At 45.1% G+C, this 21704-nt stretch carries 32 protein-coding genes; all 32 read left to right on the top strand.

The features are described 5' to 3' along the window. Positions 1–15: 15 nt before the first annotated feature. Positions 16–4248 (top strand): DNA-directed RNA polymerase subunit beta', encoded by a 4233-nt coding sequence (rpoC, locus tag DC28_RS13955; protein ID WP_037550059.1) that lies wholly within the window; start codon positions 16–18, stop codon positions 4246–4248. 177 nt (positions 4249–4425) lie between these two features. Further along, complete coding sequence (gene rpsL, locus DC28_RS13950) at positions 4426–4800, top strand: 30S ribosomal protein S12 (protein WP_037550056.1); 375 nt, start codon at positions 4426–4428, stop codon at positions 4798–4800. 14 nt (positions 4801–4814) lie between these two features. Further along, positions 4815–5285, top strand: a complete 471-nt coding sequence (rpsG, locus tag DC28_RS13945; protein ID WP_037550053.1) for a 30S ribosomal protein S7 — start codon at positions 4815–4817, stop codon at positions 5283–5285. Between the two features lie 457 nt (positions 5286–5742). After that, positions 5743–6933 (top strand): elongation factor Tu, encoded by a 1191-nt coding sequence (gene tuf, locus DC28_RS13940; RefSeq protein ID WP_037550051.1) that lies wholly within the window; start codon positions 5743–5745, stop codon positions 6931–6933. Positions 6934–6996: 63 nt separating this feature from the next. After that, positions 6997–7305, top strand: a complete 309-nt coding sequence (rpsJ, locus tag DC28_RS13935; RefSeq protein ID WP_037550048.1) for a 30S ribosomal protein S10 — start codon at positions 6997–6999, stop codon at positions 7303–7305. Positions 7306–7336: 31 nt separating this feature from the next. After that, on the top strand, positions 7337–7960 hold the full coding sequence (rplC, locus tag DC28_RS13930; protein ID WP_037550046.1) for a 50S ribosomal protein L3: 624 nt from the start codon (positions 7337–7339) through the stop codon (positions 7958–7960). Between the two features lie 11 nt (positions 7961–7971). Further along, entirely contained in the window at positions 7972–8625 is a 654-nt protein-coding gene (gene rplD, locus DC28_RS13925; RefSeq protein WP_037550043.1) for a 50S ribosomal protein L4, read from the top strand. 17 nt (positions 8626–8642) lie between these two features. Next, positions 8643–8927, top strand: coding sequence for a 50S ribosomal protein L23 (rplW, locus tag DC28_RS13920; RefSeq protein WP_037550041.1), 285 nt, complete (start codon positions 8643–8645; stop codon positions 8925–8927). A gap of 14 nt (positions 8928–8941) precedes the next feature. Beyond that, positions 8942–9766 (top strand): 50S ribosomal protein L2, encoded by an 825-nt coding sequence (gene rplB, locus DC28_RS13915; protein WP_037550037.1) that lies wholly within the window; start codon positions 8942–8944, stop codon positions 9764–9766. A gap of 9 nt (positions 9767–9775) precedes the next feature. Then, the gene (gene rpsS / locus DC28_RS13910) at positions 9776–10057 is read left to right on the top strand and encodes a 30S ribosomal protein S19 (RefSeq protein ID WP_037550034.1); all 282 of its coding nucleotides are present in this window, start codon (positions 9776–9778) and stop codon (positions 10055–10057) included. 7 nt (positions 10058–10064) lie between these two features. After that, the gene (gene rplV / locus DC28_RS13905; protein ID WP_052078931.1) at positions 10065–10433 is read left to right on the top strand and encodes a 50S ribosomal protein L22; all 369 of its coding nucleotides are present in this window, start codon (positions 10065–10067) and stop codon (positions 10431–10433) included. A 1-nt stretch (position 10434) separates the two neighbouring features. Beyond that, a complete protein-coding gene (rpsC, locus tag DC28_RS13900) occupies positions 10435–11136 on the top strand; it encodes a 30S ribosomal protein S3 (protein WP_037550029.1) in 702 nt (233 codons plus the stop codon). A gap of 3 nt (positions 11137–11139) precedes the next feature. Next, positions 11140–11568, top strand: coding sequence for a 50S ribosomal protein L16 (rplP, locus tag DC28_RS13895; RefSeq protein ID WP_037550027.1), 429 nt, complete (start codon positions 11140–11142; stop codon positions 11566–11568). Between the two features lies 1 nt (position 11569). Beyond that, positions 11570–11785: a 50S ribosomal protein L29 gene (gene rpmC, locus DC28_RS13890; RefSeq protein ID WP_037550025.1), complete on the top strand. Its 216-nt coding sequence runs from the start codon at positions 11570–11572 to the stop codon at positions 11783–11785. A gap of 3 nt (positions 11786–11788) precedes the next feature. Beyond that, positions 11789–12064 (top strand): 30S ribosomal protein S17, encoded by a 276-nt coding sequence (rpsQ, locus tag DC28_RS13885; RefSeq protein ID WP_156104702.1) that lies wholly within the window; start codon positions 11789–11791, stop codon positions 12062–12064. Positions 12065–12088: 24 nt separating this feature from the next. After that, positions 12089–12457, top strand: coding sequence for a 50S ribosomal protein L14 (rplN, locus tag DC28_RS13880; protein WP_037550020.1), 369 nt, complete (start codon positions 12089–12091; stop codon positions 12455–12457). A gap of 9 nt (positions 12458–12466) precedes the next feature. Further along, positions 12467–12793: a 50S ribosomal protein L24 gene (gene rplX / locus DC28_RS13875; RefSeq protein WP_037550018.1), complete on the top strand. Its 327-nt coding sequence runs from the start codon at positions 12467–12469 to the stop codon at positions 12791–12793. Next, positions 12793–13344, top strand: a complete 552-nt coding sequence (gene rplE, locus DC28_RS13870) for a 50S ribosomal protein L5 (protein WP_037550014.1) — start codon at positions 12793–12795, stop codon at positions 13342–13344. Before rplX ends, rplE begins: the two co-directional genes overlap by 1 nt. An 11-nt stretch (positions 13345–13355) precedes the next feature. Continuing rightward, entirely contained in the window at positions 13356–13541 is a 186-nt protein-coding gene (locus DC28_RS16310) for a type Z 30S ribosomal protein S14 (protein WP_081942229.1), read from the top strand. A gap of 12 nt (positions 13542–13553) precedes the next feature. Continuing rightward, on the top strand, positions 13554–13952 hold the full coding sequence (gene rpsH, locus DC28_RS13865) for a 30S ribosomal protein S8 (protein WP_037550010.1): 399 nt from the start codon (positions 13554–13556) through the stop codon (positions 13950–13952). A gap of 10 nt (positions 13953–13962) precedes the next feature. Next, positions 13963–14502, top strand: coding sequence for a 50S ribosomal protein L6 (gene rplF / locus DC28_RS13860; protein WP_037550007.1), 540 nt, complete (start codon positions 13963–13965; stop codon positions 14500–14502). A 9-nt stretch (positions 14503–14511) separates the two neighbouring features. After that, complete coding sequence (gene rplR, locus DC28_RS13855; RefSeq protein ID WP_037549990.1) at positions 14512–14868, top strand: 50S ribosomal protein L18; 357 nt, start codon at positions 14512–14514, stop codon at positions 14866–14868. A gap of 10 nt (positions 14869–14878) precedes the next feature. Next, on the top strand, positions 14879–15385 hold the full coding sequence (gene rpsE, locus DC28_RS13850; RefSeq protein WP_037549987.1) for a 30S ribosomal protein S5: 507 nt from the start codon (positions 14879–14881) through the stop codon (positions 15383–15385). Between the two features lie 3 nt (positions 15386–15388). Continuing rightward, a complete protein-coding gene (gene rpmD / locus DC28_RS13845; RefSeq protein ID WP_037549985.1) occupies positions 15389–15568 on the top strand; it encodes a 50S ribosomal protein L30 in 180 nt (59 codons plus the stop codon). Then, positions 15568–16038 carry a 50S ribosomal protein L15 gene (gene rplO, locus DC28_RS13840; RefSeq protein WP_037549982.1) on the top strand — a complete coding sequence of 157 codons (471 nt, stop codon included), beginning with the start codon at positions 15568–15570 and terminating at the stop codon, positions 16036–16038. The genes rpmD and rplO overlap by 1 nt, the downstream gene beginning before the upstream one ends. Continuing rightward, the gene (gene secY / locus DC28_RS13835) at positions 16028–17350 is read left to right on the top strand and encodes a preprotein translocase subunit SecY (RefSeq protein ID WP_037549981.1); all 1323 of its coding nucleotides are present in this window, start codon (positions 16028–16030) and stop codon (positions 17348–17350) included. The genes rplO and secY overlap by 11 nt, the downstream gene beginning before the upstream one ends. Positions 17351–17367: 17 nt before the next feature. Next, entirely contained in the window at positions 17368–17481 is a 114-nt protein-coding gene (gene rpmJ, locus DC28_RS16305; protein WP_081942228.1) for a 50S ribosomal protein L36, read from the top strand. A gap of 10 nt (positions 17482–17491) precedes the next feature. After that, on the top strand, positions 17492–17857 hold the full coding sequence (gene rpsM, locus DC28_RS13830; RefSeq protein WP_037549979.1) for a 30S ribosomal protein S13: 366 nt from the start codon (positions 17492–17494) through the stop codon (positions 17855–17857). 20 nt (positions 17858–17877) lie between these two features. Then, positions 17878–18258, top strand: a complete 381-nt coding sequence (rpsK, locus tag DC28_RS13825; RefSeq protein WP_037549977.1) for a 30S ribosomal protein S11 — start codon at positions 17878–17880, stop codon at positions 18256–18258. A gap of 56 nt (positions 18259–18314) precedes the next feature. Then, the gene (locus DC28_RS13820; protein WP_037549974.1) at positions 18315–19373 is read left to right on the top strand and encodes a DNA-directed RNA polymerase subunit alpha; all 1059 of its coding nucleotides are present in this window, start codon (positions 18315–18317) and stop codon (positions 19371–19373) included. Continuing rightward, positions 19363–19821 (top strand): 50S ribosomal protein L17, encoded by a 459-nt coding sequence (rplQ, locus tag DC28_RS13815; protein WP_037549971.1) that lies wholly within the window; start codon positions 19363–19365, stop codon positions 19819–19821. Before DC28_RS13820 ends, rplQ begins: the two co-directional genes overlap by 11 nt. 304 nt (positions 19822–20125) lie before the next feature. Beyond that, on the top strand, positions 20126–21704 hold a 1579-nt coding region (locus DC28_RS13810), incomplete at its 3' end, for a cache domain-containing protein (RefSeq protein ID WP_037549969.1).

Genomic DNA, 21704 nt, shown 5'->3' with positions numbered 1-21704 from the left:
AATTAGGGAGGATACATGAGGGAAATTCAGGATTTCGACAGTATAATGATAAAACTGGCCTCTCCGGATCAGATCCGGTCATGGAGTTATGGAGAGGTTAAGAAGCCTGAGACGATTAACTACCGTACGCTGCGGCCAGAAAAAGATGGTCTTTTTTGTGAGAGAATCTTTGGTACCACCAAGGAATGGGAGTGCTATTGCGGGAAGTTCAAATCCATCAGATATAAAGGTGTCATTTGTGATCGTTGTGGGGTAGAGGTGACCCACCCCAAGGTTCGGCGTGAACGCATGGGTCATATCGAGCTGGCTTCACCGGTAAGCCATATCTGGTATTACCGTTCAGTCCCGAGCCGTATGGGATTGTTGCTTGATCTTACCATTGCAGCGCTGCGCTCAATTCTGTACTACGAAAAGTACATCGTAATCGATCCAGGTGATACTGACCTTAAGCAGATGCAGCTTCTGACGGAGGAAGAATACGCCGAGGCCAAGGAACGCTATGGAATGTCCTTCTCCGCAGGTATCGGAGCAGAGGCCATCAAGACTCTATTAGAAAACCTTGATCTGGAAGGCCTCTCAGCTGAGCTGCGATCCACTATGATAGAAAAGGGTGCCAAGGCTGATAAGCGATTACTGAAGCGAATTGAAATTGTTGAGAACTTTAGGGACTCCAAGAATAGACCCGATTGGATGATCTTGAGCGTAATTCCGGTAATTCCTCCCGAATTACGCCCTATGGTTCAGTTGGACGGGGGGCGTTTCGCCACATCCGATTTGAACGACCTCTACCGACGAGTTATCAACCGGAATAACCGGTTAAAGCGTCTGATGAATCTAAACGCACCGGACATTATCATCCGCAACGAAAAGCGAATGCTCCAGGAAGCGGTTGATGCCTTATTTGATAATAGTAAAAAGAAAAGGGTTGTGAAGGGTGCATCCAACCGTCCATTGAAATCCCTCTCCGATATGCTGAAGGGTAAGCAAGGACGGTTCCGGCAAAATCTGTTGGGGAAACGGGTGGATTATTCCGGCCGTTCTGTAATCGTTGTTGGGCCCGACCTAAAACTGCATCAATGTGGTCTTCCCACCAAGATGGCTCTTGAGCTGTATAAGCCCTTTATTATGAAGAAACTCGTAGAGAAGGACGTAGTATACAATATCAAGAGAGCTAAAACCCTGGTCGAGCAAGAAACGCCGGAGGTGTGGGCTGTTTTAGATGAGGTTGTAAAGGAGCATCCCGTCCTTCTGAACCGTGCACCGACTCTTCACCGTCTCGGGATCCAGGCATTTGAACCGGTGCTTGTGGGAGGTAAGGCAATAAAGCTTCACCCTCTGGTGTGTCATGCCTACAATGCCGACTTTGATGGCGACCAGATGGCTGTTCACGTTCCCTTGACGCAAGCGGCTCAGATTGAGTGCTGGACCCTCATGCTCTCAAGCCGGAACCTTTTGAATCCTGCGAATGGAAAACCAATCGTTTTCCCCTCCCAGGACATGGTTCTCGGAATTTATTACCTGACCCGTTCCAGGGAAGGTGTAAAGGGTGAGGGTAAGCGCTTTGCCAGTATCGATGAGGTCATTTATGCCCTGGAAATCGGTGCTGTGGATTACCATGCTCTCGTTAAGCTTACCCATAACGGTGAGCTGATTGAAACTACCCCAGGAAGGGTGATTCTAAATGAAGGATTACCCCCGGAGGTTGAGTATGTGAACTACCAAATGGGTGATAAAGAACTCCGTGGATTGATCTCCGAGGTATACGAGAAAAAAGGGCCGGCGGTTACCGTACGAATGCTTGATGCTGTAAAAGATCTCGGATTCCGGTATGCCACAGTATTCGGGGCAACTATTGGTGTAGAAGACATAATGGTGCCTGACTCGAAGCCCGCCATGATTGATCGCGCTAATAACGAGGTTCTTGCAATTCAGAACCAGTATCTCCAGGGACATATAACCCAGGATGAGCGCTATAACCGGGTCGTAGAGGTTTGGTCAAAAACCAATGAAGAGTTAACCAATGAAATGATGGACCATTTGAAAAAGGATCGCCAAGGATTCAATCCGGTCTTTATGATGGCTAACTCAGGTGCACGTGGTTCACGAAGCCAGATTCGACAGCTGGCTGGTATGCGCGGATTGATGGCTAAGCCGAACGGGGAGATTATTGAGCTTCCCATCCGATCAAACTTTAAAGAAGGCCTTTCAGTAATTGAGTTCTTTATTTCTACCAACGGTGCTCGTAAGGGATTGGCTGATACCGCGTTGAAAACAGCTGATGCCGGATACCTGACCCGAAGATTGGTTGATATAGCCCAGGATGTCGTTGTAAATGAAGAAGACTGTGGAACCATTAACGGTATCCAGTACACCGCGTTAAAAGACGGAGAAGAGGTGGTTGAATCCCTCCGGGAACGAATTGTAGGACGTTTCACCATTGAGCGGGTTAAACATCCCATTAGCGGCGATATTCTGGTAGATGTAAACGAGGAAATCACCGAGGACATCGCGGACGCCATCGAGGAAGCGGGGATTGAATCGGTCCGTATCCGAACCGTTTTGACCTGCGAATCCAAGTACGGGGTGTGTCAGAAGTGTTATGGTCGAAATCTCGCCACCAACAAAACGGTAAACATTGGAGAGGCTGTAGGCATAATCGCTGCTCAATCGATTGGTCAGCCGGGTACCCAGCTTACCATGCGTACCTTCCATATCGGTGGTGCCGCAACCAAGGCATCTGAAGAAAACAGAACCTACCTCAAGTATCCGGTTGTAATTCGAGAAGTGCAAGGGAGTACGGTTGTTCTTGACAACGGTGACCGCTTGTTCACCCGGAAGGGCTTTATCCTGGTTAGCAAGGTATTGGAAACCATCGATATAAAAGATGGTGACAAAGCCTTGGTAAAAGATGGTGACAAGGTCATAAAAGGACAGGAAATACTCGAGCGTAAGGGCGATAAGATTCTCTCCAAAGACAATGCGTATGCCATGCTGAGGGGAAAACTCCTGTACCTAATCGGCCAGGAGCAGCGTCATGAAATTAGAAACGGAGCAGAGCTCCTGGTGTCTGAGGGGGATATTGTTCCAGCTGATCAGTCCATAGCTACCTTCGACCCCTTCTCCGAGCCGATCTTGGCCGAGCATGCTGGTACTGTTCACTTCGAGGATATTGACAAAAATACCCTCAAGGAAGAGGTGAACGAGGATACCGGAAGGATCGAAAAAAAGATCGCTGAGAACACCGTGGAAAGCTTACAGCCTCGCATTGTTCTTAGGAATGAAGAGGGCGAAGATCTTGTTACCTACTTCCTTCCCGGCGGTGCTTACCTCAGTGTAGATGAGGGTGATGATATTAAGGCCGGTCGAGTCTTGGCCAAGCTGCTCAAAGAATCTGTGAAAACAAGCGATATTACCGGAGGATTGCCGAGAATCGGTGAGCTTTTTGAAGCCCGGCGCCCTAAGGTCGCAGCGGTACTTTCTGCTGTTTCTGGGGAGGTTAAGTTTAACGGTATTGTTAAGTCAAAACGGGATATCAGGGTTGTAGACGCCCATGGGAAAGAGCATAAACATCTCATTCCAATGGGGCGTCACCTTCTGGTTCGTCAAGGTGACCTTGTAGAAGCCGGTGAGCCCTTGAGTGATGGTGCCCGTGATCCTCATGACATCCTTCAGATTCTTGGAGAGAATGCTCTACAGCGATTCTTGATGAATGAGGTCCAGGAGGTTTACCGTCTACAGGGCGTAGATATCAATGACAAACATATCGGTGTTATCATTCGCCAGATGATGAGAAAGGTTGAGATCGTCAAGGTCGGAGATACCAATTTCATCTTTGGGCAACAGGTTGATAAGTCCAAGTTCCTTGAAGAAAACCGGCGCGTTGAACGTGAGGGTGGTCTCCCGGCCGTTGCGAAGCCCTTACTCCTTGGAATCACACGGGCCAGTTTAAATATTGATAGCTTCTTCTCGGCTGCATCCTTCCAAGAGACGACCAGGGTACTTACCAATGCTGCCATCGCGGGATCTGTGGATCATCTCCGGGGATTGAAGGAGAATGTCATTATTGGTCGATTAATTCCCGCCGGTACCGGAATGCGTGCATACAAGAATATTAAGCTCTATGACGAGCAGCGGGAGGATTTAGATGCCCACGTTGCACAGATTGTCGAGGCGCGGGAGCGAGAGAAGGTAACTGCTCAACCCGGTGAGGTGAACAGCCAAGACGATGAAGATGATGATGAATCATAGGGTCTAACCCTCGGGGGGTTCCCTATGCTTGACAGGACAGTATGATGCCTGCTACATTGCAGGCTCATATCAATTTAATCAAATAAACGTGCTGACTCGAGGGTAGTTTATATATTCCGGGGTTTATTTGAAAAACAGCCTTGCTAAGGCAATTAGTAAAGAGGGAGTTGTATACTCATGCCTACAATTAATCAGTTGATTCGAAAGGGTAGAAAGACCTTGGTCAAGAAGACAAAGTCTCCGGCCTTGCAGTCCTGCCCTCAGAAACGAGGTGTTTGTACCCGTGTAATGACCGTTACGCCTAAGAAGCCGAATTCAGCGCTTCGGAAAGTAGCGCGTGTTCGTTTGACAAACGGAATAGAGGTTACGGCTTACATTCCTGGTATTGGTCACAATCTACAGGAGCACTCCGTTGTATTACTTCGCGGCGGGCGTGTTAAGGACCTTCCTGGGGTGCGCTATCACATTGTTCGTGGTGCAAAAGATACCCTTGGGGTGAATGATCGGCGAAAAGGTCGTTCCAAGTATGGAACAAAGCGGCCAAAGGCCTAGGGAGGTTACGTAGAATGCCAAGAAGAAGAATACCAGAACGGAAGGTTGTACTACCCGACCCCCGTTTTAATAGTGTTATTGTAACTAAGTTCATCAAGCGGATGATGCTGGATGGCAAAAAATCCGTTGCGAACCGGGTTATGTATGGGGCGTTTGATCTAATTGAACAGAAGGGTGATGACAAACCCTTGGATGTATTCCTGAAAGCCCTGGAAAATGTGAAGCCGGTGGTGGAGGTTAAATCACGGCGTGTTGGTGGTTCAACCTATCAGGTCCCGGTGGAAATACGCGAGAGTCGTCGGGAAGCGCTGGCTATGCGCTGGATCATTCAGGCTGCACGTTCACGGAGCGGTAAGTCTATGAGTCAGAAGCTCAGCTCTGAACTCATGGATGCCTTTAATAATACCGGAACTGCATTTAAGAAGAAGGAAGATACCCATCGAATGGCAGAGGCAAACAAGGCTTTTGCTCATTATCGTTGGTAGATTCTACTGTAAAGGATTGACAAGGCAGGAGCCCTTTGGTATCCTGCCTGACATATTGGTCTCAGCATGAAGCTGAGGACGATCGCCAGGGCATATTGCCTTTAGATCAACCAAACCAATCATCCTAAAGGCCAAAGTCGAACCAATCGGTGTTACTGATCAGGCGCTTGGCGGTACTGATTATAAAGGGTGGTAAGGTGGTTGCCGTGTGAACCAACTGTCAGTTTCGGCTGCGCGGATAACAAAGAACGCTGGTTATTATCAGACGTTCCTCTGGTTACTATGGTGATTATCTTGACAGACAAAGCTCTGATTATAATATCGGAACGGGTTGTCTGCGTTTACCCACCTGTATATTAATCATTATTCGACAAAGTAGCCTATATCAGACCCGTGGGGCTCCTGGTTTTAGGTTCAAAATATTACATTTTCGTTACGATTCTGTGAGGAGGGCGTAATGGCTAAGGAAAAGTTCGAGAGGACGAAGCCTCATATCAACGTAGGAACCATTGGTCACGTAGACCATGGTAAGACTACGCTTACTGCTGCTATCACTATGCTGAGTGCAAAGGCTCAGGGTGGTAAGGCGTTCAAGTATGAGGATATTGACAATGCACCGGAAGAAAAGCAGCGAGGTATTACTATAAATACTCGGCACGTTGAGTACCAGTCTGCTGCACGGCACTATGCTCACGTAGACTGTCCTGGGCACGCCGACTACATCAAGAACATGATTACTGGGGCGGCTCAGATGGACGGCGCTGTTCTTGTTGTATCTGCTACTGATGGACCGATGAGTCAGACCCGGGAGCATATTCTGCTTGCTCGGCAGGTAGGTGTACCTGCTCTTATCGTATTCATCAACAAGGTTGACCTGGTAGATGATGAAGAGTTGGTTGAACTGGTTGAGGAAGAGGTTCGCGACCTGCTGAAATCTTATGAGTTCCCTGGCGACGATATTCCTTTCATTAAGGGATCCGCCTTCGAAGCTATGGAAAACCCCGAGGACGATGCAAAGACTAAGTGTGTTACTGATCTTCTCGAGGCTATGGACTCTTACTTCCCACTGCCTGAGCGTGCTGTTGATAAGCCTTTCTTGATGCCCATTGAGGATGTTTTCTCTATTCAGGGTCGAGGAACGGTTGTTACCGGTCGTGTTGAGCGCGGGATTGTAAAGGTCGGTGAAGAAGTTGAAATTGTTGGTATCCGTGATACCAAGAAGACGACTGTTACCGGTGTTGAGATGTTCAACAAGCTTCTTGATCAGGGTGAAGCCGGCGATAATATCGGTGCGCTTCTGCGTGGTGTGGATAAGAAAGAGGTTGAGCGTGGACAGGTTCTCGCCAAGCCCGGAACTATTACACCGCACCATAAGTTCAAGGGTACGATTTACTGCCTCAGCAAAGAAGAAGGTGGACGACACTCTCCTTTCTTCTCTGGTTATCGTCCTCAGTTTTACTTCCGAACCACGGATATTACCGGTACTGTGACCCTTCCTGATGGAAAGGAAATGGTTATGCCCGGTGATAATACTGAAATCAACGTTGAGCTGATTCACCCAATTGCGATGGACAAGGGTCTGCGCTTCGCTATCCGCGAAGGTGGTCGTACCGTTGCATCTGGTCAGGTAATTGACATCGTCGAATAATAACGATTGTTGTGAGTGGGGATTTCTTCCCGGTGAAGAAATCCCCCCTTTTTTGGAGGAATAATGTCTAAGGAAAAGATTCGGGTGCGGCTTCGTGGCTTTGATGTCGAGTTAATTGATCAGAGTGCGAAATCAATCGTACAAACCGTTCAGAAGTCTGGTGCAAAGGTATCAGGCCCTATTCCATTACCTACCCGGATAAACAAGTTTACTGTCCTCCGGTCGCCGCACGTAAATAAGAAGTCCCGTGAGCAGTTCGAGATGCGAACCCATAAGCGGCTGATTGATATCATTGAGCCGACTTCTGCGGTAATGGATGCGCTCATGAAGCTTGAACTTCCAGCTGGTGTGGACGTAGAGATCAAGCAGTAAAGCATACATACGTAAGATATTGAGGAAAAGAATGATAGGGCTTATTGGAAAAAAGGTCGGAATGACCCAAGTTTTTGATGAAAAGGGAAAGGTTACTCCCGTTACCGTTGTGCGTGTAGAGCCCAACCTGGTTATTGGGCACCGTGTACCCGATAGGGACGGATACAGCGCAGTCATTCTTGGTACTGACGAAATGAAGGAATCACGTGCAGCAAAGCCGTATTCAGGTCAGTTCAAGGATGGAGCAAAACCTCAGAAATGCCTTATCGAGATGCGTGACTTTGAGAAGGATACAAATCCTGGTGATGTACTTGGAGTTGAGCTCTTTGAAGATGTTTCATTTATCGACGTGACCGGTACCTCTAAAGGTAAGGGCACTCAAGGGGTGATGAAGCGATGGGGATTCGGCGGTGGTCGTAAGACCCATGGATCAAAGTTTCATAGAGAAAACGGTTCAACCGGACAGTCAGCCTATCCAAGCAAGACTATTAAAGGTCTTAAGATGTCAGGACGCATGGGATTTGATCGCGTCACCGTACAGAACCTGCGCGTAGTCAAGGTTGATGCTGAGAAACAGGTCATTCTTGTTAAAGGCGCAGTTCCTGGGCGCAAAAACACGTATCTGGTTTTAGCAAAGGCTAAGAAGAAAGGTTAAGGTAGGAGATCATGGACAAGAAGGTCCTTTCTAAAGAAGGAAAAGAAGTTAAGACCATCCAGCTCGATGACTCGGTATTTAACCGCGAAGTTAGTGACGGATCGATATATCACGCTATCCGGAATGAACTTGCTAACCTGCGTGTTGGTAATGCGAGTACAAAGACTAGAAGCCAGGTTGCTGGAAGTCATAAAAAACCTTGGAAACAAAAAGGTACAGGAAGAGCCCGCGCAGGTAGAAAACAATCACCTGTATGGGTGGGTGGAGGTATTTCCCATGGTCCGCAACCACGTGACTACGGATACTCACTTCCTCGGAAAATTAAGCGTCTTGCTATGAAGTCTCTTCTTAGTCTCAAGACGAAGAATGATACATTAATTGTGCTTGAGGATCTGCAGGTTGGTAAAGGTAAAACCAAGACTCTTAATGAGATTTTAAAGAATATCATTCCTGCGGAGAGGGCGGTTTTGATTATCCGTGATGAGGATCAGATGGTTAAGCGAGCTGGAAGAAATATTCCTTGGCTGAAATCATTATCCTACAATCGGCTGCGGGCTCATGATTTATTTTATGCTAAGCAGGTTGTGGTTCTTGAAAGTGCTGCCCTAAAGCTGAATGAGTTTTACGGTGATGCAAAAAAAAGCACTACAACGGCTTCCGCCTAATGTAGAGGAGTATGAAAATGAGACCCGATCAGATAATAATCGCACCGATTGTAACTGAAAAATCCTCAGCGGAGCGTGAGCTTGGTAAGTACACCTTTGTTGTTGATAAGAGAGCGAACAAAATACAGGTTGAAGAGGCAATCAAATCACTTTTTAAAGTTAATCCTATTGCCTGTAATGTTGTTAATGTGAAGGGAAAACCCAAAAGATTGCGTCAAGCAGCGGGTAAAACTTCTTCGTGGAAAAAAGCAGTGGTTACCCTCAAAGAGGGAGAAACCATTAGTGTCTTTGAAGGCGCATAGGCTGGGAGTTTAAGATGGGAATTAAAACCTATAATCCGATTACACCTGGAATGCGGGAAAAAACAGCCTTGGATTTTTCGGAGATTACTAAACGTAGCCCCGAAAAAAACCTTACAAAAGGTAAGTCCCAAAAAGCAGGAAGAGGCGCCAGTGGCAGAATTTCTGTGCGGCGACGAGGTGGCGGGCATAAGCAAAGATACAGATCTATTGATTTTGCTCGTCAGAAATTTGATGTGCCTGGTAAAATCGCTGCGATCGAATATGATCCGAACCGCTCCGCTAATATCGCACTTGTGAATTACGCCGACGGCGAGAAGCGTTACATACTCGCCCCAAAGGGAATGGTTCCTGGGGATCAGATAATCAGTGGTGTTTCTGTTGAGCCGAAGGTTGGAAATTCTATGCAGCTTGAGTTTATACCTCTTGGTTCTCAGGTGCATAATATCGAATTGCAGCTCGGTCGCGGGGGACAAATGGCACGATCCGCAGGCGCTTATGCCACGATTGTAGCAAAAGAAAAAGACTATGTTACTCTTCGACTGCCATCGGGGGAAACTCGTCTTGTATTTAAAAAGTGTTTTGCGACTCTTGGAGTTGTTGGCAATGCAGACCACATGAACGTTTCTATCGGCAAAGCCGGGCGTTCACGCTGGCTTGGTCATAGACCTAAGGTTCGTGGTGTTGTTATGAACCCTGTTGACCATCCCCATGGTGGTGGTGAAGGGCGGACGTCTGGTGGCCGACATCCTGTTAGTCCTTGGGGTGTACCTACAAAGGGATATAAAACCAGAAAGAAGCGGAAGCAGTCTAGTCGTTTCATAGTGAAACGAAGAAAGTAGGAGTTCAATGTGTCTAGGTCAATAAAAAAAGGACCCTTCATAGCAAAGAGTCTATATAAAAAAGTTACCGAAATGAGTAAGTCCGGTGATAAAAAGATGATCAAGACCTTTAGTCGATCATCTACCATTATCCCTGACATGGTTGGTATGACTGTATCAGTGTATAACGGGAAGACTTGGGTCCCTGTTTATGTCACGGAGAATCTTGTTGGGCACAAGCTTGGTGAGTTTGCTCCTACGAGAATCTTCCGTGGTCACGCTGGTTCGGATAAGAAAGCCGGAAAGCGGTAAAAGGGAGATGGAAATGGCAGAAAAAAAAGCTTACCGTGCCCATGCTAAATACGTACTTATTTCTCCTTCAAAAATTCGTCGTGTGGCAAACGAGGTTCGTCGCAAACCCTATTCAGAGGTTATGGCTATACTAGATCATTTACCCCATAAGGGCGCAAAGCTTCTGAAGAAGGTGGTCCATTCGGCTGCATCTAACGCTTTATACCAGGATAAAAACCTGGATGAAGACATGCTCTACGTCAATGAATTGTACATCGATGAGGGACCGAGGATGAAGCGCATATGGCGACGGGGACGAGGTCGTGCTGACATATTACAAAAGCGAATGAGTCATATTACTGCTGTAGTCGGTGAAAAAACAGGAAGGGGAGAATAACGTGGGACAGAAAGTTAATCCTATCGGCCTACGTCTTGGAATTAATCAGACTTGGCGATCAAAATGGTATGTTGACCCCCGGGAGTATGCTGATACACTGCACGAAGATCTAAAGATCAGGCGGTTATTGAAGAAGATTCCTGAGAGCAAAAACGCTGAGATTTCCGATGTGGAACTCATAAGGCATCCTCAAAGAGTTACCCTGGTGATTCATACCTCTCGCCCCGGCGTACTGATCGGTACGAAGGGTGCAACAATTGAGAAGATCGGATCTATCTTGCAAAAAGAAATTGATAAGAAGATCCAAATTAAAATAAAAGAGATTAAAAAGCCTGAAGTCGATGCACAGATCATTGCATTGAACGTTGCCAGGCAATTGAAATCCCGAGCATCATTTCGAAGAACCCTAAAAATGTCTGTTGGCAATGCTATGCGCCATGGGGCACAGGGAGTGAAGATTCTGATAGCTGGTCGTTTGGGTGGTGCGGAAATGAGCCGTAGCGAAAGCCAAATGGCAGGAAGAGTGCCGTTGCATACCTTGCGAGCGAACATCGATTATGGATTTGCAGAAGCAGAAACTACCTTCGGTGTGATTGGCGTAAAGGTATGGGTCTTCAAGGGTGAAGTCCTCAAAAAGGAAACCAAAGAAGATGCAGGCGAAGTTGTACGCAAGAAGCGTGAACGAAGTGGATCGAGGAGTTAGAGCATGCTAAGCCCAAAGAGAACTAAATATCGGAAACGTCAGCGAAAGGTTGGCACATCCTTACTGGGTAAGGCAACTAGAGGGAATTCTGTTTCATATGGTGAGTTCGGTTTAGTGAGTCTTGAAAATAAATGGATTACGAATCGCCAAATTGAAGCTGCCCGTATTGCTATGACCCGGCACATCAAGCGTGGTGGTAAGGTGTACATCAGAATTTTCCCCGATGTACCGTATACAAGGAAGCCTGCTGAAACCCGAATGGGTAAGGGAAAGGGTAGTCCGGAGACGTGGGTTGCCGTGGTTAAGCCTGGCACCGTGATGTTCGAAATAGCTGGTGTAGATCCGCGCCTCGCCCAAGAAGCGATGGCCCGGGCTGGTTCGAAGCTGCCGATTAAGACCAAGTTCGTAATGCGGCCTGATATGGAGCAGTAAGATGAAGGATTCATACAAAGATTTGACCCTGGAAGAATTAATTCAGAAGAAGGATGAGCTTCAGAAGAAATACTTCGATCTTAGATTTAATTCAGTGATTGGGTATCTTGATAATCCACTTGAGAAGCGTGTTATCAAGCGAAAGATTGCACGGGTAAATACCCTTATTCATAACTTTGATAACGCAGCCGAAAGTGCAAAGGCAAGTAGAAAGTAGGAGATCCCAGTGGAAGCTATTGAGACGGTTAAAAAGAATAAGCGTTCATATACCGGGATAGTGGTCAGTGATAAAATGGATAAAACCATTGTTGTGAAGGTAACCACTAAAACACTTCATGGCTTGTACAAGAAGTATATAACCCGGTCTAAGAAACTAAAGGCTCACGATGAGGCAAATGATGCTCATGTTGGAGATACTGTTCGTGTCGAGGAGTGTCGACCCGTGAGTAAGGACAAGGTTTGGCGTTTGACTCAAGTTGTTGAGCGTGCCAAATAACGCCGCAAAGCGAGAGGAATAAACATGGTTCAGATGCAAACCTTTTTGAATGTGGCAGATAATAGTGGGGCTAAACGAGTACAGTGTATCAAGGTTCTCGGCGGCTCTAAACGTAAAACTGCTGGAGTAGGTGATATTATCGTTGTCGCGGTTAAAGATGCTATTCCTAATGCGCCTGTAAAAAAAGGTAAGGTCGAGAAGGCTGTTATTGTGAGAACAAAACAGGCATTTCGCCGTGAGGATGGCACGTATATCCGGTTCGATGATAATGCGTGTGTAATAATCGATGCCAATCATAACCCCAAGGGAAAGCGTATCTTTGGGCCGGTTGCTAGGGAGTTAAGGGATTTAGATTATATGAAAATCGTTTCGCTTGCTCCGGAAGTTCTGTAGGAGAAGGTCATGCAGAATAAAACTACGGTTAACACAAAGTTGAAGAAAAACGACCTCGTGATGGTCGTTTCTGGAAAAGAAAAGGGAAAGACTGGTCGTATTTTGAAGCTGGATCTAAATAAGGGTCGAGTTATCGTTGAGGGCGTCAACATGGTTAAAAAGGCCGTGAGACGGAAGGACCAGAATGACCGCGGTGGTATTATGGAGATAGAGGGTAGTATCCACATCTCCAACGTAATGGCCGTTGATAAAAGTGGTAAGCCCACTCGGTTAACCTTCACCCTTGATAATGGTAAGAAGGTCAGAACATCTGTCCGAACAGGAGAAGCGTTGTAATGGCTGCATATATTCCCGTTTTAAAGAAAGCCTACGTAGAAAATGTACGGAAGGAACTCAAAGAAGAGTTTGGATATAAGAGCCCAATGCAAATACCAAAGCTTGAGAAAGTCATTGTAAGTATGGGTATTGGTGATGCGGTAGCTAATAAAAAACTCTTGGAATCTGCGGTTAATGAATTGGCGCTAATTACCGGTCAAAGACCGATAAAAACCCGTGCGCGAAAATCTATTGCCAATTTTAAGCTACGTGAGGGTATGGAAGTTGGTGCAAAGGTTACACTTCGCGGTAATAGAATGTACGAATTCTTAGACAGGCTCATGAGTATTGCCCTTCCTCGGGTTAAAGACTTTCGCGGAGTAAATCCTAACGCCTTTGATGGTCATGGGAATTTTTCCCTGGGAGTAACCGAGCAAATCATTTTCCCTGAAATTGATTACGATAAGATCGAACGAATTTCTGGAATGAACGTTGCAGTAGTTACCACTGCTGAAACCGATCAAGAAGCAAAGAGCCTATTAACTAAGCTCGGTATGCCGTTCAGGAAGTAAGGGGTTAATTCATGGCAAAAAAATCAATGATTATTAAAGCACAGCGGAAACCAAAGTTCATGACCCGGAGAGTCAACCGATGCCGGGTTTGTGGAAGACCTAGAGGTTATATGAGGAAGTTCCAGATGTGCCGTGTTTGTTTCCGCAAGTTCGCCAGTGAAGGTCTAATCCCTGGCGTAACCAAATCCAGCTGGTAGGAGAGAGGTAGTATGAGTCTTTCTGATCCTGTAGCAGATATGCTTACCAAGATTCGAAATGCGAGCCAAGCAAAGTTTGAGAAGGTTGATGTTAACACCTCAAAACTTAAGCTCGAAATTATTAAAATCTTGAAGAATGAAGGCTACATTAAAAACTTTAAGAAGGTTACCCAGGATAATTTGAATATCATTCGTGTTTTCCTGAAGTATGATGAAAATGAAAATCCAGTAATCCATGGTATTTCTAAGATTTCTACCCCCGGCCGAAGAGTTTATTCCGGGTATAAAGAAATGCCCCGTGTGTTAAACGGCTATGGTATGTTAATTGTATCCACCTCCGCAGGGGTTACTACGGGTAAAAAAGCTGCTGAGAAAAAAGTCGGCGGCGAACTCATTTGTTCAGTTTGGTAAGAGGTAAATTATGTCACGTGTAGGAAAAATGCCTGTGGTTATACCGCAGGGTGTAAAAGTAACCGTTACAGATGATCTTATCAGCGTTGAAGGCCCTAAGGGAAAACTCGAGCAGGATTATAAGCCTTTGGTAGTGATTTCGGTGGAAGGCCAAACTGCAACTGTTACTCGCAAGGACGATAGTAAGCCCGCAAAATCATACCATGGTTTGTATCGGAATCTTCTTAATAACATGGTTACTGGTGTTACAAGCGGTTTTTCAAAAACTCTGGTCATCAATGGTGTAGGGTATCGTGCAGAGCTGAAGGGTAAGATCTTGGCATTAAACCTCGGGTATTCTAATTCAGTCGAATATGTTGTGCCTGAAGGGGTGACCGTTGAGGTTGAGGGCCAGAATAAGGTGACTGTTAAGGGCATTGATAAGGTTCTTGTAGGCAGAGTAGCCTCTGAGATTCGCTCCATTCGGCCGCCTGAACCCTACAAGGGTAAGGGTGTGAAGTACGAGAACGAGTACGTGCGACGCAAGGTCGGAAAATCAGGTATTAAATAAGGTATCGATATGAAGAGAATACAAGAAAAGCTGCAACGACGGGCTCGAAGGAAACTGCGAGTTCGTAAAAACCTGAAGGGTACAGCGCAAAAGCCTAGGATTTCGGTTTATAAGAGTAATAAGAATCTTTATATTCAGGTTATTGATGATCTGAATGGGCACACCATCACTTCAGCATCAACGGTTGGCGAGTTTAAAGATTTGAAAGTTTCTGCAGCCGATGCTGAAAAGTTGGGTGAAGCTCTTGGTAAAAAAATGCTGGACCTAAAAATCCAAACAGCTGTATTTGATAGAAACGGCTATTTATACCATGGTGTAGTAAAGGCTGTAGCTGAAGGCACCCGCAAAGCCGGGATTAAGATTTAAGGGGGAGTACGTGGATCATCGATCTGATAGAGAACGAGATAAAGAGTTTACTGAAAAACTCATAACCCTTAACCGAGTTGCCAAAGTTGTTAAGGGTGGTCGGAGATTCAGTTTCTCTGCACTAGTGGTTGTTGGAGATAAGAATGGCCGTGTAGGATATGGGTTTGGCAAGGCCAATGACGTATCTGAAGCAATTAGAAAGAGTGTAGAGAAAGCAAAAAAGAATCTCATCCATATTCCGGTTAAGAAGACTACTATACCTCATGAGATTGTTGGAAAATACAAAAGTGCCAGTGTTCTAATGAAACCTGCCGCTCCGGGTACAGGGGTTATTGCTGGTGGACCGGTTCGGGCGATTCTCGAAGTCGGTGGTGTAAATGATGTCCTTAGCAAGAGCTTAGGTTCACAGAATGCCATCAACGTCGTAAAGGCAGTGTTTAATGGCCTTGAGTCATTGTTCAACGCAAGAGCAGTGGCTAAGAACCGCGGTAAATCATTGCACGAGATGTGGGGTTAACCAATGAGAGTTCGGATTAAATTGGTAAAAAGCAGTATTGGAAGGAAGCCGAAGCATAGAGCTACGGTTTCGGCTCTTGGGCTCAAAAAGCTCAATCAAGTTGTAGAAAAGGAATTAAATCCCATGATACAGGGGATGATAACCTCCATTTCTTACTTGCTGGAAGTTGAGGAGATTAAATAATGGATGCGCTTCGAAAACCAGTTGGTGCAACTAAGCAAAAAAAGAGAGTTGGTAGGGGAGCCGGATCCGGTAATGGCTGTACCGCAGGTCGGGGGATGAACGGACAGAATTCCCGATCAGGCGGTGGTGTTCGCCCGGGCTTTGAAGGCGGCCAGATGCCTCTGTATCGTAGAATTGCGCGCAGAGGTTTCAGCAACTATCCCTTCAAGGTTAATTTTACCGTTATTAACCTGTCTGATCTGGAGAGGGTTTTTGAATCAGGCGATGTAGTTTCTATAGATACCCTGAGAGAAAAAAACCTAATTAAGAATTCTGAACTTGAGGTTAAGGTGCTCGGTAATGGAACTATTACGAAGAGATTAACCCTTGAATTTGTTGCTGTTTCGGGGGCTGCGAAATCGAAGATTGAAGCCGCTGGCGGAACTGTAAAAGAAATCGAATTAGTACAGGACCAGAACAATGGCGAATAACGCATTAGTAGACATCTTTAAGATTAAGGATCTGAGGGAGAGAATATTTTTTACCCTTGGCGTTCTAATTATCTTTCGGATTGGTACGGTTGTCCCTATCCCGGGGATCAATGTAACTGCTCTGAAGGCTTATTTTGCAACTCAGCAGACCGCAGGTGGCGTTTCTATAGAGGGCTTCCTTGATTTCTTCTCAGGTGGAGCCTTTACAAACTTCTCTGTCTTCATGCTGGGAATTATGCCGTATATTTCTATGTCTATTATTATGCAGTTGATGTTGTTGGTATTCCCAAGCCTGAAAAAGATTTCTGAAGAAGACGGTGGTAGAAAGAAAGTACAGCGATGGATTCGTTACGGTACCGTGGGGGTTGCATTAATTCAATCAGTCACCGTTACGGTTTATGCGAATAGTATTCCAGATGCCATTGCCATAAATCGTACTGCTTACACAATCCTTGCGATGTTGACCGTAACAGCCGGTACAGTATTTCTTATGTGGCTCGGTGAACAAATAAATCAGCGTGGTATTGGCAATGGTATATCCTTGATTATCTTTGCTGGTATTGTGGCTAGGATGCCTAATGCACTTTGGCAATTGTTCACCGCGATACAGAATGATCAGTTGAATCCGGTTTTCGTAATTGTTGCAGCGGTAATGTTTGTTGGAGTAGTGGTCCTTGTGATTTATGAGCAGAGGGGTCAAAGAAAAATTCCCGTTAACTACGCCAAGCGTGTTGTGGGAAGACGGATGTACGGTGCCCAAAACACATATATCCCTTTCAAGATAAATCCTTCTGGAGTTATACCTGTTATCTTTGCCTCATCAATTCTGACGTTCCCCCTGCAGATAGCGCAATCACTGGGGCCAAATGTCCGTTGGTTGCAAAACCTGGCAAACGCATTAAATCCAGGCGGGCCATTATATATAATACTTTACACGGTATTAATTATCTTCTTTGCTTTTTTCTACACACAGGTTTCTCTGAATCCTATTGAAATTTCAAAGAATATAAGAGAGAATGGCGGCTCCATACCGGGGATCCGGTCTGAAAAAATGGAAGAGTACCTAACAAGGGTATTAAACAGAATTATCCTTCCAGGCTCGATATTCCTCGCTTTTATAGCGGTAATACCGACAATAGTTCAGTCCGTTTTTAACTTCCCTGCTCAGGTTGCTTACTTGATGGGTGGAACAAGTCTTTTGATTTTGGTTGGAGTCGATTTAGATTTAATGAGCCAGATTGAAGGGCAATTGCGTATGCACCACCATGGTGGATTCAGCAAAAAAGGTAAGATTAGATCTAGGAATCTCTAGAAAAAGGAAGATGAACAATGAAGGTTCGAGTAAGTGTTAAACCAATTTGTGACAAATGTAAGGTTATCAAGAGACGCGGTGTAGTGCGTATTATCTGCGAAAACCCTAAGCACAAGCAGAGACAACGATAGGAGGACATGAATGGCACGTATTGCCGGTGTGGACCTTCCGAACAAGCATGTAGAGATCGCGCTGACATATATCTACGGTATCGGAAGAACTTCAGCAAAACAGATCTGTGAAAAAACAGGTATTGATGGTGGTAAACGAATCAACGATCTAACCGGTGAAGAGGTTAACGAGATTCGTACCGTGATAGAAAGTGACTTCAAGGTTGAGGGTCGACTACGAACAGAGGTTTCCCTAAACATTAAACGGCTTATGGATATTGGCTGCTATAGAGGCCTCAGACACAGAAGGGGACTGCCGGTTCGGGGACAACAGACCCAAACCAACGCACGTACCAGAAAAGGTAAGCGTAAGACCGTTGCCGGTAAGAAGAAGTAAGAAGGTGGAGGGAATATACCTTGGCTAAAACAAAGAAGAAACGAGAGAAAAAATCGGTTACTGAGGGTATGGTCTATATTCAGGCTACCTTCAATAACACCATCGTTACTGTAACCGATATGCGAGGAAATGCATTATCATGGGCCAGTGCAGGTGGTCTTGGTTTTAAAGGCGCAAAAAAGTCTACACCCTTCGCCGCTCAGAGTACAGCAGAAAGCGCGGCACAGAAGGCAATGGACTTTGGTTTGCAGGATGTTCATGTACTTGTAAAAGGACCCGGTGTCGGTCGTGAATCGGCCATACGGTCCCTAGGAGCCTTGGGGTTGCGGGTGCGCAGTATAAAGGATGTTACTCCTATTCCTCATAACGGATGTCGTCCCAGGAAGAGCCGAAGAGTATAAACTTCGGCCCTTTTTACGGGATCGATGAAAATGGAAGAAAACGTCAAGGAGATCAAATGGCGCGTAAAAGCCTTCTGAAAGGTTTTAAACGACCCAGTGGAATACAGTTCGAGCATGGAGAGGTACAAAGTCAATATGGTAGGTTTATCGCCTACCCCTTCGAAAGGGGCTTTGGGACATCGGTAGGAAACACGTTACGACGAGTACTACTGTCCAGCATCCAGGGTTACGCAGTGACCTCGATGAGAATTACTTCTTTTGATGCAGAGGGGACCGCACATGTCCTCTCCAGTGAGTTTGAATCAATTCCTGAGGTTGTAGAAGACACATCGGATTTTATTAATAGCCTGAAACAGCTGAGAGTAAAACTGCCAGAGGATGTTGAACAGAAGATTGTAACCCTTGAATTAAAAGGTCCAGGTGAGATCACTGGTGCATTAATCGAAGAGCATTCTGATGTCGAAGTAATGAACAAGGATCTTCATCTTTTGACTCTTATGGAAGGTGCCCATTTAGAGATTGAACTTGAAATTGATTTGGGACGAGGATACGTACCTTCCGAACAATCAGAAAAGTTAATAGAGCATGTCGGTACGATCGCCATCGATGCTTTGTTTTCTCCGATACGGAGGGTAACCTATACCGTGGAGAATACCCGTGTGGGGCATCGAACGGATTACGATCGACTTACACTTGATGTATGGACTGATGGTAGTATACGACCTGAGGATGCACTAGCTGAGGCTGCTAAAATCGCAAAGGATCATTTTACCATTTTTATTAACTTTGATGAAAACCATATTTTAAGTGATGACGATGTTGATGAGGATTCCGAGCGTGTTAAGTCCTTACTTGAAACACCAGTAGATGAGTTAGAACTTTCCGTACGGTCAAGCAACTGTCTAAAAAATGCAAATATAAAAACGATAGGTGATCTAACATCGAAAACCGAAGATGAGATAGCAAAAACTAGAAACTTTGGTAAAAAGTCACTACAAGAGATTAAGGAAAAACTAAAAGAGTGGAATCTTAGCTTAGGTATGACTGATTATAGTTCACTAAAGAGTGCTGCAAGGTTTCCAGAGAAAAAGGATGATGTAAACGATGAAACATAAGATTGGTTTTAATCGGCTGGGGAGAAAAGCAAGCCATCGAGAGTCAATGCTGCGGAATATGATAACATCATTAATTCAGCATGAAAGAATAACAACTACTCATACCAAAGCGCTTGCTGTTAGATCTCAGATTGAAAAGATAATTACTCGTGCAAAGGTTGATTCTGTCCATAATAGAAGAATGGTAGGAAGAAGAATTAAGGACGATGCAGCCATTCGAAAGGTTTTTGAGAAGATTGGCCCATTATTCGAAAAACGACCCGGGGGCTATACTCGTATCCTGAAATTGGGGAAACGGCAGGGTGATGCTGCTGAGATGGTTATTCTTGAATTGGTAGAGAAGACTACTGTTTCAGAAAGTAAGGAAAAACCTAAAAATAGTAAAACTACCACAGAAAAAAAAGAAAAAAAACCTACAGCGAAGAAGGCTGAAAAGGCAAAAGAGTAAGGGTTTATTCCATAGTGAAATGAAACAGAAGGCTTGAAAGCCTTCTGTTTTTTTTTTACGAGAATGTCTAGTATAGTGAGCAAGAAAACCTGCAATGAATACCGGATATGTGGTGCCATCACGGATACATCGCGCATTTCGGTGAAAACTGCAATTAATACCACTTGGTTTAGTAAAACGGTACCTTTTTCCAGCCTATTTCGATGCCGTGCACCGACGAAGTGTTGGTTGTTTTTCTCCAGGACTTGTGTAAAATTGCCGAAAATAGATACAGAAAACCAGTGTTTCCGAAAAAGTAAGGTGAATGCGAACAAGTCAAAAAATTCTTATTAGTTTAATCGTTTCTCTTACATGTGCAGGTTTGTTAGCCGGTGTTGGTTTTCTGAATTTATTCACAACCTTAGACTCATTATTTTACGAAACAAGGGTACAACAGATTGTGGATAATAGGCTGGTAGGTGTCGCCAATACCCTCGATTCTTATTTGGAGACCGTTCTATCCTCTCTCAACAATTATTTGCAATCAAACGCCGTTCAGCTTGCTAGCAGGATAAATCAGCCCGTGGAATTGATCCGCGAGAGGGAAGCCCTTACTACGCAACTTTTCTCTGAGGTGCAAGGGCTGGGAAGTATACGGTTTATTGCACAAGACAGTGGTAATTTGTTTTACAGCACCAAGCTCAGCGATATTGCTGAACGTTCAGCAAATAGAATTGTTTATAAGCCTATTGAGGATATAGAAGACGGTTCTGAGATACAAACCTACCTACTGAAAGAAGAACAAGGACTTGCTATCTCTCTCCTAGAGAATAATTCGCTGACGATTTCACTTCCAATAATGGACAACTATGAATTATTCACGGGTACAGCAGTTTTCACCATCAGCCTGTCCGCTCTTAATAATCAACTTATACAAAAGCAATTTGTTGATATCGAGAAGCGTTTAATCACCATAAATAAAGATACCCTGGCCGTGAATATTCCGACCCCACTCATTGGAAGTATAAAAGCTCATGATTGGAAAGAAACCATCGAACCGGTTAACGAGTATACAATTCTGGGGCAGGTCGGAATTAATTCGCAGATCCAAATAGCTGTTGGAATTAACGGCCCGTACAATTTTAATATAATAACTCTTGTATCAAAGGCGGAGACGTACCTAGGGGACCATTTAAAGGTCATTCTCATAGTGGCTACATGGATAATTAGCTATCTGTTTACGTTCCTCCTATTGAATCTCAAACAGGATCCTTCGGTGATTGTTGCCGATCGCTTGAGGAGATTCCAGCTTAGTTTAGTTCAGGAGTATCTAGAGAATAAGGAGTCTCTTGATCTAAAAAGATGGAAAACTGAGCTTCATCTCCGTAAACAGGATGTGCATAAACAGTTATTGCGCGGAGTTCATTCGAAGGATAAGGAAAAACAGAAGAACTTAGACTCTCTTATTGAACAGAAGTGGGATGAATTAGAAAACATCTTTGGAGGCAATAAGGTAATTTCAGACCAGCGCCCCATGGATATTAGAAGAATTGAGGAAGCAGTTGAACGGGTGTTAAGTACCCTACAGAACTCTACCCCACAGAAACCATCTACCGCGCTGAAGAGGGCGAAAAAAGTAACCTCCAGTGGAAGCCTGGGGGGCATAGCTGATGACGGGAATACGCATCCCGAAGAGTTAGAAGAAGCCGAAGAGTTAGAAGAAGCCGAAGAGTTAGAAGAGGCCGAAGAGTTAGAAGAGGCCGAAGAGTTAGAAGAGGCCGAAGAGTTAGAAGAGGCTGAAGAGTTAGAAGAAGCCGAAGAGTTAGAAGAAGCCGAAGAGTTAGAAGAAGCCGAAGAGTTAGAAGAGGCTGAAGAGTTAGAAGAGGCCGAAGAGTTAGAAGAGG

The sequence above is a fragment of the Spirochaeta lutea genome (assembly GCF_000758165.1).
Classification (GTDB): domain Bacteria; phylum Spirochaetota; class Spirochaetia; order DSM-27196; family Salinispiraceae; genus Spirochaeta_D; species Spirochaeta_D lutea.
This window is presented reverse-complemented; position numbering and strand designations above follow the sequence as displayed.